This is a genomic window from Coprococcus ammoniilyticus, assembly GCF_025567345.1.
In the GTDB taxonomy this organism is placed as follows: Bacteria; Bacillota; Clostridia; order Lachnospirales; family Lachnospiraceae; genus Coprococcus; species Coprococcus ammoniilyticus.
Genome location: NZ_JAOQJS010000002.1, coordinates 450,933 through 464,545, shown reverse-complemented (window position 1 = coordinate 464,545; position 13,613 = coordinate 450,933). Strand labels below are relative to the sequence as shown.

Sequence of the window (13,613 nt, the reverse complement as noted above, 5' to 3'; positions counted from 1 at the left end):
AACTATGGAAAAGATAAAAAGTTTTCAGATCAATCATTTATTATTAAATCCTGGAATCTATGTATCCAGAAAGGATAAGGCTGGAGATGCAGTCTTTACGACTTTTGATATCCGCATGACAAAGCCAAATTTTGAACCGGTTATGAATACAGCAGAGATTCATACGATCGAGCATCTGGCAGCTACTTATCTCAGAAATCATGAGGATTATAAGGACAAAGTAATCTATTTTGGACCGATGGGATGCAGAACCGGATTTTATCTGATCCTTGCAGGTGATTATAAGTCAGAGGATATTGTGGATCTGATGATCTCAATGTTTGAATTTATCCGCCATTATCATGATCCGATTCCGGGTGCAAATCCGAGAGAATGTGGAAATTATCAGGACATGAATCTGAACATGGCAAATTATCTGGCTGAGAAATTCTTGAAAGAGGTTTTATATAATATAGGTGAAGACCGCCTGAACTATCCAGAGGGTTGACCTTTTTTTTTCAAAGTGATACGATAACAGATAAAGATTGCCGGGAGAGTGCGGCAATCCATAATAATTATGGAAAAAGAATAAAATCGCGAGAGGTGTAAACGAATGAGTAAGAGTTTTGAAGATTTATTAGCCAAAGTTGCAAAATGCAGCAAGAAGACAGTATCTGTAGCATGTGCTCAGGACAAGCCAGTTCTGGAAGCCGTTAAGGCAGCAAAGGAAAAAGGTATTGCAGATGCGATCCTTGTTGGTGATGAAGCTGAGATCAGAAAGATCGCTGCTGAACTTGATATGAATCTGGATGAGTATGAGATCATAAACGAACCGGACAGCATTCAGGCTGCACATAAGGCTGTAGAGCTAGTACATAATAATAAAGCAGATATGTATATGAAGGGTATCATTGATACAAAGAACTTCTTAAAGAGCGTTCTGGATAAGGAAGTAGGTTTAAGAACCGGTAAGCCGTTATCACATGTAGCAGTTTTTGAGGTTCCTGGTGTTGACAGATTATTATATCTTTCAGACGTAGCATTCATGACATATCCATCTCTTGAGGATAAGAAAGCGATTATTGAAAATACAGTAAAAGTTGTTCATGCATGTGGTATCCCATGCCCAAAGGTTGCTCCACTTGCGGCAGTTGAGGTTGTAAATCCTAAGATGCCTGTAACTGTAGATGCAGCAGAGCTTACAAAGATGAACGAGAATGGAGAGATCACAGGATGTATCGTTGACGGACCATTATCACTTGACCTTGCCATCGATCCGGAAGCAGCTAAGCATAAGGGAGCAGAAGATCGTAAGATCGTCGGAGATGCAGATATCCTCTTATTCCCTGATATCCACGCAGGAAACCTCGTATACAAGTGCCTGACACATACAACTGCAAGCAAGAATGGTTGTATCCTGACAGGAACAAAGGCACCTGTTATTCTGACATCCAGATCAGACAGCTTTGAAGTGAAGATGAACTCTATTGCTCTTGCAGCAGTTGTTGCAGAAGCAATCAAGAATGAGCAGTAATCAGACCGTTATGGTTACGGAATAAATATATAAGAATTTTGGAGGAAAAATATGTCATACAAAATTTTGATCATCAATCCGGGTTCAACATCTACAAAGATAGGTGTATTTGAAGACGAGAATTTATTATTTGAAGAGACATTAAGACACACAACAGAGGAACTTGCGGGCTTCAACCTTATCGTTGAGCAGAAGGACTTCAGAAAGAAAGTTATCCTTGACATTCTTGCAGAGAAAAAATTTGACATCAAGACATTAGATGTATGTGTAGGTCGTGGTGGTATGTTAAAGCCTATTCCAGGTGGTACATATCCTGTAAGTGATGAATTATTAGAGGACTTAAAGATCGGTAAGCAGGGTCAACATGCATCCAATCTTGGTGGTATCCTTGCAAGAGAGATCGGCGATGAGTTGGGAATTCCATCTTACATTGTAGACCCGGTTGTTGTAGATGAGCTGATGCCATCCTCCCGTTTATCCGGTGTACCTGAGCTTCCAAGAAGAAGTGTATTCCATGCATTAAACCAGAAGGCAGTTGCAAAGAGATATGCAAAAGAGCATGGCAAGAAATATGAAGATCTGAACCTGATCGTTGTACACATGGGCGGCGGTGTATCTGTTGGTGCTCATTTAAACGGACGTATCGTTGATGTTAATAATGCATTAGATGGTGAAGGCGCATTTTCACCGGAGAGAGCAGGTGGAGTTCCATCAGGTGATCTTGTTAAGATGTGCTTTTCAGGAAAATATACACAGCAGGAAGTTACAAAGAAACTTGTCGGTAACGGCGGATTCAATGCATATATCGGCAGCAATGATGCAAGAGATCTCGAGAAGCTCGTTCAGGAAGGTGATGAGCATGCAAAGCTTGTTCAAGACGCATTCCATCAGCAGGTAGCAAAGGATATCGGTGCTATGTCAACCGTACTTTGCGGAAAAGTAGATCAGATCATCTTAACAGGTGGTATCGCATATTCCAAGCATACATGTGCAGAACTGGAAAAGAGAGCCGGATTTATCGCTCCGTTTACAGTATATCCTGGTGAGGATGAACTTCTTGCACTTGCACAGGGAGCATTAAGAGTTATGAATGGCGAAGAAGAGCCGATGACATATTAATTTGATGATTGATTGACATTTTGCCTGTGAACTGTAAAAATACAAAAATTGGCATAATAGTTTTTCTTATAATACACATAATAGAATCAAGACAATAAAGTCTTAAATAAATGTATTGGAGGAAATGTATTATGGCAAGTTCAAATTCAACAGGAACAAGCAAGATGAGTGTTCCGGAAGCTAAGGACGCTATGAACAAGTTCAAAATGGAGGTCGCTAAGGAAATTGGTGTAAACCTCAAGGATGGTTACAATGGTGACTTAACATCTGCTCAGAGCGGATCAATCGGTGGCGAGATGGTTCGTCAGATGATCAAGAGACAGGAAGAACAGATGTCAGGCAGATAAGCGGTAAAATAAGAGAAATCTTTAGCTTTTGCTTAGCAGGAAGGGGTTATTGTCGAAAAGACAATAACCTTTTTCTGCGTTATTATGGAAAATGGACTGGACATATATCCAGTATATATGGTATAATCGGATGATTGATGCGGGTGTTTTTATGCCCACAATAAAAACGAAATGATAAATGGATGCTAAATAATGCCTTATATATTATTAAAAGATGATGGCATAAGGCATCATTTGCATAATTTTAAGGAGGAAATAAAAAATGAGTTTAGCAGTAGAAAATCTGGAACACAGTATGGCAAAACTTACAATTACAGTACCGGCAGAGGAGTTTGGTAAGGCAATGACAACTGCCTACAATAAGCAGAAAGGTAAATTCAATGTACCTGGTTTCAGAAAGGGTCATGTACCACAGGCATTTATTGAGAAGATGTATGGACCTGCAGTATTTTATGAAGAGGCAGCTAATTCATTAATTAATGAGTATTATCCAAAGGAAGTAAGTGCATCAGATGTTGATGTTGTATCAAGACCGGTTATCGATGTAACTCAGATCGAAAAGGGCAAGGATTTCATCTTTACAGCAGAAGTAGCTGTTAAGCCTGAAGTTGAACTTGGTGATTATAAGGGACTCGAAGTAGAAAAGGCTGACGTAGAAGTAACAGATGATGAAGTTATGGCAGAGCTTTTAAAGGTTCAGAAAGAGAACTCAAGATATAACCCTGTAACAGATAGAGCAGCACAGATGGATGATGAAGTTACACTTGATTTCGAAGGATCAGTTGATGGTGTTCCGTTCGAAGGCGGTAAGGCTGAGAACTACAAGCTCGTTCTTGGTTCCCATTCATTCATTGATACATTTGAAGATCAGCTCGTTGGCAAGAACATCGATGAGGATGTAGAAGTAAATGTTACATTCCCAGAAGATTATCAGGCAGAAGATTTAGCAGGTAAGCCAGCAGTATTCAAATGCAAGATCAAAGAGATCAAGGCTGTAGAATTACCAGAGTTAGATGATGAATTTGCAAGTGAAGTTTCAGATTTTGAGACATTAGATGAATACAAAGAAGACATCAAGAGCAAGGCTGCTGAGAAGAAACAGAAGGATGCTGAGAACGAGAAAGAAAACAAGCTGATCGAGAAAGTAATCGAGAATGCTAAGATGGACGTTGCAGATGCACAGGTTGCAGATGTACAGGAAAGAATTAAAGATGAGTTCGCTCAGAATCTTCAGTATCAGGGAATCAACCTTGAGCAGTATATGCAGATCTGCAATATCACAGAGGAAGCATTAATGGAGAGAATCAAACCAGACGCAGAGAAGAGAATCAAATCCCGTCTTGTTCTGGAAGCAATTGCTGCTGCTGAAAATATTGAGGTATCAGACGATGAAGTACATGAAGAACTGGAAGCTATGGCAAAACAGTATCAGATGAATGTAGAAGATATCGAAGGCTTCATGGGTGATACAGAAAAGGATAGCATTAAAAAGGATCTTGCTGTTAAAAAGGCAGTTAAGGTTGTTGTAGATAACGCAAAGGAAGTTTAATCCATAATTTCTGATTGCGATATTTTGGAGGTGTAAATATGAGTTTAGTACCTTATGTCATTGAACAGACCAGCCGTGGTGAACGTTCATATGATATTTATTCAAGACTTCTGAAAGACAGAATTATCTTTCTGGGAGAAGAAGTAAATGATACATCAGCAAGTATAGTGATCGCACAGCTCCTGTTCCTGGAGTCCGAAGATCCATCCAAGGATATCTCATTGTATATCAACAGTCCGGGCGGTTCTGTAACAGCAGGACTTGGGATTTATGATACAATGCAGTACATCAAATGTGATGTATCTACAATCTGCTGTGGAATGGCAGCAAGTATGGGTGCATTCCTGCTTGCAGGTGGTGCAAAAGGTAAGAGATTTGCACTTCCAAATGCCGAGATCATGATCCATCAGCCATCCGGCGGATCACAGGGTCAGGCTACAGAGATTGAAATTGCTGCGAAGCATATTTTAAAGACAAAAGAGAAATTAAATAGAATGTTAAGCGAGAATACCGGAAAGCCATATGAGACCATCGCTGCTGATACAGAGAGAGATAACTGGATGTCAGCAGAAGAAGCATGTGCATATGGTCTGATTGATAGTGTGATCGCAAAAAGATAGTATAAAGAGGTATTGGAATGGCAAATCGTAGTGAAGATAGAAAACTACTTAGATGTTCCTTCTGTAATAAGACGCAGGATCAGGTCAGAAAACTTATAGCAGGACCAAACGCTTACATTTGTGATGAGTGCGTACAGATATGTGCAGAGATCGTTGACGAAGAGCTGGAAGAAACAGGTGCTGAAGATTCCATTAATTTACTGAAACCAAAGGAGATCCGTGAATTTCTGGATCAGTATGTAATTGGTCAGGAAGAAGCGAAGAAGGTTTTATCCGTTGCAGTATACAATCATTATAAGCGTATCATGGCGGATAAGGACTTTGATGTAGAGCTTCAGAAGAGTAATATTCTTATGGTCGGACCAACCGGTTCCGGTAAGACATATCTGGCACAGACACTTGCGAAGATCTTGAATGTTCCGTTTGCCATTGCCGATGCAACTGCATTGACAGAGGCCGGATATGTTGGTGAGGATGTAGAGAATATTCTGTTGAAGCTGATTCAGGCGGCCGATTATGATGTAGAACGTGCAGAGCATGGAATTATCTATATTGATGAGATCGATAAGATCACGAAGAAGAGCGAGAATGTATCCATTACCAGAGATGTATCCGGTGAAGGTGTACAGCAGGCGCTGTTAAAGATCGTGGAGGGAACGGTTGCATCAGTGCCACCACAGGGTGGCAGAAAACATCCACATCAGGAATTTATACAGATCGATACATCAAATATTTTATTTATTTGCGGTGGCGCATTTGATGGTCTGGAGAAGATCATTGACAACAGAATCGGCAAGAAAGCCATCGGCTTCAATGCAGAGGTTGTTGATAAGACAGAGCAGGATATCGGAGAACTGTTAAAGCAGGTTACTCCTCAGGACTTTGTAAAATATGGCCTGATCCCTGAATTTGTCGGACGTCTGCCGATCACAGTTACACTTGATCTGTTGAATAAGGATGCGCTTGTAAGAATCCTGACAGATACAAAGAGTGCGATCTGCAAGCAGTATAAGAAATTATTTGAATTAGATGGCGTGGAATTGGAATTTGATAAGGATGCGCTTTACGCTATAGCAGAAGAAGCGATGGAGAGAAAGACCGGAGCCAGAGGACTTCGTTCTATCATAGAGAAAGCAACGCTTGATCTTATGTATGAGATTCCATCAGATGACAGAGTTGCAAAATGCGTGATCACAAAAGAAGTTATAACGGATGGAGCACAACCAGAAATCACTTATTCTGATAATCCGGCTGAGAAAAAGCAGATAAAGAAGAAGCGTTCAGTAAAAAACAGTGATGAAATAGCTTAAGCAGAAAGCCGGGATGTTATGCATCCCGGTTTTTTGATATAAAGGAGATAAAAGTATGGATAATATCGTCTGGAACAGACCGATGATCGTTTTGAACAATATTGTTATAATGCCAGATACTTCCTCACATCTGGATGTGATCAGCAAGGAATCCTGTGAAGCAGTTGCCAATGCGATGAAAGGTGATTGCAGCATCCTGCTGGTTACGGCAAAGGAAGTAAAGGAGAATAGCAAGGTTCCTGATCTTTATCCGATCGGTGTTACAGCAAAGATCAAACAATATCTGAAAATGCCGAACAAAACAGTCCGCATTCTGATCGAAGCAGAAAAACGTGCAAGGATCGTTTCATTTTATAAGGAAGATGGAGCATATAATGCAGACTTTGAATATATAGATACAGAAGAAACAAACCATCTGGATGAAGTAGAGGAAAAAACATTGATCCGTATGCTTACGGATAAGCTCAGACAAGCATTTGCAAATGGAATGGGAACAAATAAGCTGTTATATAAAAAACTGCTTACGATCGATGACCTTGCAAAATTTGCCGATGGAGTGACAGAATTCATTCCTGCGCCATATACGAAGAAGCAGGAGATACTGGAAACTCTCGATGTAAAAGAACGTGTAATGAAGATCCTTCAGACGATGGATGAGGAGATGGAGATTTTAGCCATCCGTCAGGAGATTCAGGAGAAATTACAGGACTGCGTAAATAAGCATCAGAGAGAATATGTTCTCCGGGAACAGATGAAGGTCATAAAGAAAGAGCTTGGCGAGGATGATAATACAGAAAAAGCGGCAGATGAATATATGGAGCGTTTACAGAATCTGACTGCTCCGGAGGAAGTCAAAGAGAAGCTTACGAAAGAGATATCCAGACTTCGTGCATTGCCGCCGATGGCTGCTGAATCCGGTATCCTTACAAACTATATCGAGACTTTGCTCGACTATCCATGGGGCAAATCTTCAAAAGAGAATGATAATCTGGAAAAGGCAATTAAGATTCTGGAACGGGATCATTATGGTCTGGAAGAAGTAAAGGAACGGATCATAGATTATCTGGCGGTTCATATCTTAAATGAAAAAGGCAACATGCCGATCCTGTGTCTGGTTGGACCTCCGGGAACCGGTAAGACATCGATCGCAAGATCGATCGCTACCGCGACAGGAAAAGAATATGTCCGTATGTCACTTGGCGGCGTTCGGGATGAAGCAGAGATCCGTGGACACAGAAGAACCTATATCGGTGCTATGCCGGGCAGGATCGCACAGTCGATCGCAAAGACAAAGACAGAGAATCCGCTGGTACTGCTTGATGAGATAGACAAGGTAAGCAGCGACTACAAGGGAGATGTATCCTCTGCTTTGTTAGAGGTTTTAGACAGCGAACAGAATAATAAATTTTACGATCATTATTTTGAAGTGCCGATCGACCTGAGCAAGGTATTATTTATCGCAACAGCAAATGATGCGTCCCTGATTCCGGGACCGTTAGCCGATCGTATGGAGATGATCGAGATCAGCGGATACACGGAAAATGAGAAGTTCAACATTGCAAAGCTGTATCTGGTCAATAAGGCGATCGAGAGAAACGGACTGACAAAGAAGCAGTTCAAGATCAATGGATCAGCGATCAAATATATCATCCGTCATTACACCAGAGAAGCTGGTGTGCGTGATCTGGAGCGAAATATTGATAAGATATGCAGAAAAGCATGCAGAATGATCCTTACAGAACAGGTGGAGACAGTAAAAGTAACAAAGGACATGATACCACAGCTTCTCGGAACAGAGAAGTACATGGATGACAGCTATGATCTGACCAATAAGGTAGGCTCTGTACGAGGTCTTGCATGGACTGCGGTAGGTGGAGTAACACTTAATATAGAAGTAAATATCATGCCAGGAAATGGCAGTATACAGCTTACCGGAAAATTAGGAGATGTCATGAAGGAGTCTGCTGTTACAGGTTTATCGTATATCCGTACGATGAAGGAATCAGAGACACTGGGTGAAGATTATTTTGAAAAGCATGATATCCACATCCATATTCCGGAAGGAGCAGTTCCAAAGGATGGACCTTCTGCGGGAATCACGATGGCGACAGCCATTTATTCTGCGATATTTAATAAGCCGGTAAGAGGAGATCTTGCGATGACAGGAGAGATCACTCTGCGGGGTAGCGTACTTCCTATCGGTGGTTTAAAAGAAAAGCTTCTGGCAGCAAAAACGATCGGTATTAAGAAGGTGCTGATCCCTGAGATGAACCGCAGAGACCTTAATGATATCAGTACAGAGATTACAGACGGGCTGGATATTACCTGTGTGAAAACAATGGAACAGGTGCTTAGTCTTGCACTTGCAAAAGGAGAAAAGAAATGATAATTAAGAGTGCTGAACTTGAAACAGTATGTGGAATTACAAGTACACTTCCAGAGACAGAGATGCCAGAGATCGCATTTGCCGGTAAGTCAAATGTAGGAAAATCCTCCTTGATCAATGGATTGTTAAACCGGAAGTCGCTCGCAAGAACATCATCACAGCCGGGCAAGACACAGACGATCAATTATTATAATATTAATCATGATCTGTATTTTGTCGATCTTCCGGGATATGGCTATGCACAGGTATCCGTAGAGATCCGTGCAAAATGGGGTAAGATGGTAGAACGGTATCTGCATACCTCAAAACAGTTGCGGCTTGTATTTTTGTTGATTGATATCCGTCATGAGCCATCAGAGAATGATTGCATCATGTATGACTGGATTGTAAAAAACGGATATGAACCGGTAATTATTGCAACAAAGCTTGATAAGATCAAGAGAAGCCAGATCCAGAAGAATCTGAAGATCATCAGACAGAAGATCCAGCCGGTAGAGAGAACGATCATAATTCCGTTCTCGGCACAGACCAAGCAGGGAAAAGAAGAGATCCTGCAATTGATCGAAGACCGGATCGCAGAATCAGAATAAATGATCAGGACTGTTTTTCGCCCTTATCATCAGAATACAGCCAGAGAGTATTGACGAGATAGTCATATACTTCGGCACTTTTCGCACGCCAGTTATCACAGATAGCAACGGCGTGCGTTTTTGTTGGTACGTTAAATTTCAGATCGACCAGAGTTTCTTTCCGATCCTTGATCACACAGGTAACGACATATTCGCCATAATCATTTAAGGCATAATCGGCATAGATCTCAGATTCGTTTTTCAGATTAATTTTCTGATTATCGAAATAGTCCAGGATATCCTGTTTAATAGCATATGGAATACGGTTTTCAAACATGCTTAAGGCTTCTTCACCCTTGTCAGTGATCTTATAATGGGAAGAAGACCGTATCATGGAGACATAGACAAAATCACACTCGATCAGTCCATTAATGGCTTCCTGAAGCGTGAAGTAGTTCGTATATCCCTTTGTCAGAACAAAATCGGAAATCTGGGAATTGGTCAGTGTGAAATCCACACGATCCAGCATGTATAATATAATTAATTTGTATAAGACGATCGATTCAGTATTCATAATAATATCCTTTGTATGTTTTGTAAGAATAAATGTATCACAAGAAAAGCATAAAATCAATGAAGCAATGCTGCGGTGAAAGAAAATGATTTACAAAACTTTTTTTTATGCTATACTAAGGCTATTAAATACAACGCTCATGTGGCATCCGGATATCTGATAAGCAGGATGCACAGGTAGTCATACAGTTGATATACCTGTTTCGAAAAGAATTCATTAGGATAATCCCCAAGAATAAGAATGTGTGTGAATTAAATAAAACGGATAAAATTGGAAGGAGTAAAAGATGGATTTCAAAAATGCATCATTAGAGGAATTGAAGCAATTCGTAAAGGAGCATAAGATAAAGGGTGTATCAGCACTTCGTAAGCCGGCTCTGATCGAATTCCTTGAAAAAAATTACAGTGATGAAGCAGGCCATGCGAAAGAAAATCAGGACGTGAATTCACAGAAAAAAGATGCTGAAAAAATAAAAAAGACAGAAAGAACACGGAAACCGAAAAAGGCAGAGCTGCCAGAAAAAGTAGAGCTGCCAGAAAAAGTAGAACAGACTGAAAAAACGAAACACACAGAGCAGCCGGAGAGATCCGAAGAAGATGCTGTAAAAAAAGTGGACAGGGACCGGGTAGAAAATGGCCAGAGATCAGGAGAATCCGGAAGAAGACAGCATAGGAATACTGCCGGAAGGCAGACCAACCGGAATGGAAAAAGACAGGACTATCGGTCACAGGGGAATAATAACAGAAATAACAATTCCTATCATGGAAACAATACACCAAATGTAAATAACGGAAGAAAAGACCATGTTCAGGAGAACAAAACGCTTGCAACCGAGATGACAAAGCCGGAAATGAATATGGAAAAAGCAGTTCTTGAAAAGGCTGCAATGGAAGAGAAAAAAGCAGCAGTTGAAAGTTCTGTAGTATCAGAAAAGAAAGCCGCATTTGAAAAATCTGTTATAGAAGAAAAAAATACGGCTGCAGATACAGAGATAAAAGCAGAGGTAAGAATGGAGACGAAGCCTGAGAACAGGCAGGAAGGCTCATCCGCTCAGCAGGAACCAAATGGACCGGAGCTTGACAGTGGTAAGATGGCACATGGAATCCTGGAAGTAATGCCGGAAGGCTATGGATTTATAAGAAGTGCCAATTATCTGCCGGGAGATCAGGATATCTATGTATCACCGGCGCAGATTCGTAGATTTGGACTTAAGACCGGAGATATCATAATGGGAAATATCCGCGTAAAGACGCAGGGAGAGAAGTTTGGTGCATTATTATATGTAGCTTCTGTCAATGGAGAAAGTCCTGCAAGCATTGCAGGAAGAAAAGCATTTGAAGATCTGACGCCGATTTTCCCGAATGAACGGATCAATATGGATGGGGAGGACAGCCCGATTCCGATCCGTATGATCGATCTGCTGTCACCGATCGGTAAAGGACAGCGTGGTATGATCGTTTCCCCTCCAAAGACAGGTAAGACAACCTTGCTGAAACAGATTGCAAAATGTATCAGTACCAGATACAGTGAGATTCATTTGCTGGTGCTTCTGATCGATGAAAGACCGGAGGAAGTAACGGATATCAGGGAATCCATAGAGGGACCCAATGTAGAAGTTATTTATTCGACATTTGATGAGCTGCCAGAGCATCATAAGCGTGTATCTGAGATGGTGATCGAGCGTGCAAAACGACTGGTAGAGCAGAAGAAAGATGTCGTGATCTTATTAGACAGTATTACGAGACTTGCAAGAGCGTACAACCTTACAGTTCCACCAAGTGGAAGAACCTTATCCGGTGGTCTTGATCCTGCGGCGTTACATATGCCGAAGAAATTCTTTGGTGCTGCCCGGAACATGCGTGAGGGTGGAAGTCTTACGATCCTTGCGACAGCGCTGGTTGAGACAGGAAGCAAGATGGATGATGTCGTATTCGAGGAATTCAAAGGAACCGGTAATATGGAACTGGTGCTTGACCGGAAGCTCGCAGAAAAGAGAATCTTCCCTGCAATCGACATTGCAAAATCCAGTACCAGACGGGATGATCTGTTATTATCACCGGAAGAACAGGAAGTTGTATATGCACTTCACAAGATATTATCCGGTAATAAGGCAGAGGATATGCTGGAGGATGTACTGAAATTATTCGTTCGGACCAAGAATAATAAAGAGTTTATCTATTATGTTAAAAAATCATTGCTAAGAAAATAAAAAAACACTTGCATTTCTATGCCGGTTTATGTTAGAATACAAAAGCTGTGTTTTATGAAGAAGTGAGGCTGATGGCCTATTCTCATATATCAATAATATAATAAAGAGGTGAGATTAAATGAGAGAAGGAATACATCCAAATTATTATCAGGCAAAGGTTGTATGTAACTGCGGAAACGAATTTGTTACAGGTTCTACAAAAGAAGAAATTCATGTAGAAATTTGCTCAAAGTGTCATTCATTCTATACAGGCCAGCAGAAGGCAGCTAAGGCTCGTGGTAGAATTGATATGTTCAACCGTAAGTACGGTGTTTCACAGTCAAACTAATAAAAAGGATGATAGGTTGAGGTTAAAGCTTTTAATCTCAGCCTATTTTTGTTTTAGGAAACAATTTTACGAGGTATAGAATTTGAAAAGAGCCAGAATAGGTGGTCAGGCGGTGATCGAAGGCGTAATGATGAAATACGAGGATCAGTACGCAGTAGCAGTCAGAAAGCCGGATCAGGAAATTGAAGTTAAAGTAGAAAGCTATACACCGATAGGTGAAAAATATAAAATCCTGAAATTGCCGATTCTTCGTGGAGTGGTTAATTTCTTTGAGTCGCTGGTAATTGGAGTTAAAACGCTGACATATTCAGCCGATTTTTATGAAGAGGAAGAACCGACTGGAAAGAGTGAAAATAAAGATGATTTCAGGTTGTCAGATACAGAAAGTAATAATGGAAGCGGTTCAGGTGAGAACGGCAGTAAAAACAATAAAAAAGAAAGCAGTACAGGAGATGATCTGATGATGATCGGAACCGTTATTGTATCACTTGCCATTGCGATCGCATTATTCATGCTGCTTCCGGCATTTATTGCAGGACTACTTGAGCATGTGACAAAAAGCAATGTATTGATAGCGGTAGCGGAAGGTGTGCTTCGGTTGGTGATCTTTCTTGCATATGTAGTATTAATATCATTGATGAAGGATATCAAACGTGTATTTATGTATCATGGTGCAGAGCATAAGACGATCAACTGTTTTGAAGCAGGCGATCCGCTGACTCCGGAAAATGTAAAGAAACATTCCAGATACCATAAACGCTGTGGAACCAGTTTTTTGGTAGTCGTTATGATCATAAGCATTATTGTATTTATGTTTATAAATGTGAAGTCTATGTGGCTGCGATTGCTGTCGCGTGTACTTCTGGTTCCGATTATTGCGGGAATCTCGTATGAATTTATCATGTTTGCAGGCAGAAGTGACTCAAAGCTTGCGAATATATTAAGTGTACCCGGTATGTGGGTACAGCGTCTTACGACGAAGGAACCGGATCTTGAGATGTGTGAGGTGGCAATTCGTTCGGTAGAAGCGGTGATCGACTGGCGTGCTTATCAGGACGCTATGAAGCGTGGAGAGATCGAAGATTAAGA

General features: G+C 40.9%; 13 protein-coding genes. 12 read left to right on the top strand and 1 reads right to left on the bottom strand.

Going from position 1 to position 13,613, the window contains the following annotated elements; genetic code table 11:
* The first annotated feature begins 4 nt into the window (after nt 1–4).
* From OCV60_RS04595 to yihA, 9 genes are all read left to right on the top strand, one after another.
* On the top strand, nt 5–487 hold the full coding sequence (locus OCV60_RS04595; protein ID WP_117784764.1) for an S-ribosylhomocysteine lyase: 483 nt from the start codon (nt 5–7) through the stop codon (nt 485–487).
* 105 nt (nt 488–592) lie between these two features.
* Nucleotides 593–1,513: a phosphate butyryltransferase gene (ptb, locus tag OCV60_RS04590; RefSeq protein WP_021944151.1), complete on the top strand. Its 921-nt coding sequence runs from the start codon at nt 593–595 to the stop codon at nt 1,511–1,513.
* A gap of 51 nt (nt 1,514–1,564) precedes the next feature.
* A complete protein-coding gene (gene buk, locus OCV60_RS04585; protein ID WP_021944152.1) occupies nt 1,565–2,632 on the top strand; it encodes a butyrate kinase in 1,068 nt (355 codons plus the stop codon).
* A gap of 131 nt (nt 2,633–2,763) precedes the next feature.
* Nucleotides 2,764–2,979, top strand: a complete 216-nt coding sequence (locus OCV60_RS04580) for an alpha/beta-type small acid-soluble spore protein (RefSeq protein ID WP_021944153.1) — start codon at nt 2,764–2,766, stop codon at nt 2,977–2,979.
* A gap of 262 nt (nt 2,980–3,241) precedes the next feature.
* Nucleotides 3,242–4,528, top strand: coding sequence for a trigger factor (tig, locus tag OCV60_RS04575; protein ID WP_262529514.1), 1,287 nt, complete (start codon nt 3,242–3,244; stop codon nt 4,526–4,528).
* A 38-nt stretch (nt 4,529–4,566) separates the two neighbouring features.
* Complete coding sequence (gene clpP / locus OCV60_RS04570) at nt 4,567–5,148, top strand: ATP-dependent Clp endopeptidase proteolytic subunit ClpP (RefSeq protein ID WP_008400599.1); 582 nt, start codon at nt 4,567–4,569, stop codon at nt 5,146–5,148.
* Nucleotides 5,149–5,165: 17 nt separating this feature from the next.
* A complete protein-coding gene (gene clpX / locus OCV60_RS04565; RefSeq protein WP_021944155.1) occupies nt 5,166–6,458 on the top strand; it encodes an ATP-dependent Clp protease ATP-binding subunit ClpX in 1,293 nt (430 codons plus the stop codon).
* A 55-nt stretch (nt 6,459–6,513) separates the two neighbouring features.
* Nucleotides 6,514–8,844, top strand: a complete 2,331-nt coding sequence (lon, locus tag OCV60_RS04560; RefSeq protein ID WP_021944156.1) for an endopeptidase La — start codon at nt 6,514–6,516, stop codon at nt 8,842–8,844.
* On the top strand, nt 8,841–9,434 hold the full coding sequence (gene yihA, locus OCV60_RS04555; protein ID WP_117784766.1) for a ribosome biogenesis GTP-binding protein YihA/YsxC: 594 nt from the start codon (nt 8,841–8,843) through the stop codon (nt 9,432–9,434). Before lon ends, yihA begins: the two co-directional genes overlap by 4 nt.
* Nucleotides 9,435–9,438: 4 nt before the next feature.
* Here yihA and OCV60_RS04550 read toward each other — a convergent pair whose 3' ends face one another.
* Nucleotides 9,439–9,987, bottom strand: a complete 549-nt coding sequence (locus tag OCV60_RS04550; protein WP_021944158.1) for a DUF4364 family protein — start codon at nt 9,985–9,987, stop codon at nt 9,439–9,441.
* Nucleotides 9,988–10,273: 286 nt separating this feature from the next.
* Between OCV60_RS04550 and rho the strand changes: the two genes are divergently transcribed.
* The 3 genes from rho (at nt 10,274) to OCV60_RS04535 (ending at nt 13,611) form a co-directional block, all read left to right on the top strand.
* Entirely contained in the window at nt 10,274–12,196 is a 1,923-nt protein-coding gene (gene rho, locus OCV60_RS04545) for a transcription termination factor Rho (protein ID WP_117784767.1), read from the top strand.
* A gap of 118 nt (nt 12,197–12,314) precedes the next feature.
* Nucleotides 12,315–12,524: a 50S ribosomal protein L31 gene (gene rpmE, locus OCV60_RS04540; protein ID WP_008400609.1), complete on the top strand. Its 210-nt coding sequence runs from the start codon at nt 12,315–12,317 to the stop codon at nt 12,522–12,524.
* 82 nt (nt 12,525–12,606) lie between these two features.
* Nucleotides 12,607–13,611 (top strand): DUF1385 domain-containing protein, encoded by a 1,005-nt coding sequence (locus tag OCV60_RS04535; protein ID WP_262529512.1) that lies wholly within the window; start codon nt 12,607–12,609, stop codon nt 13,609–13,611.
* The last annotated feature ends 2 nt before the right edge of the window (nt 13,612–13,613 follow it).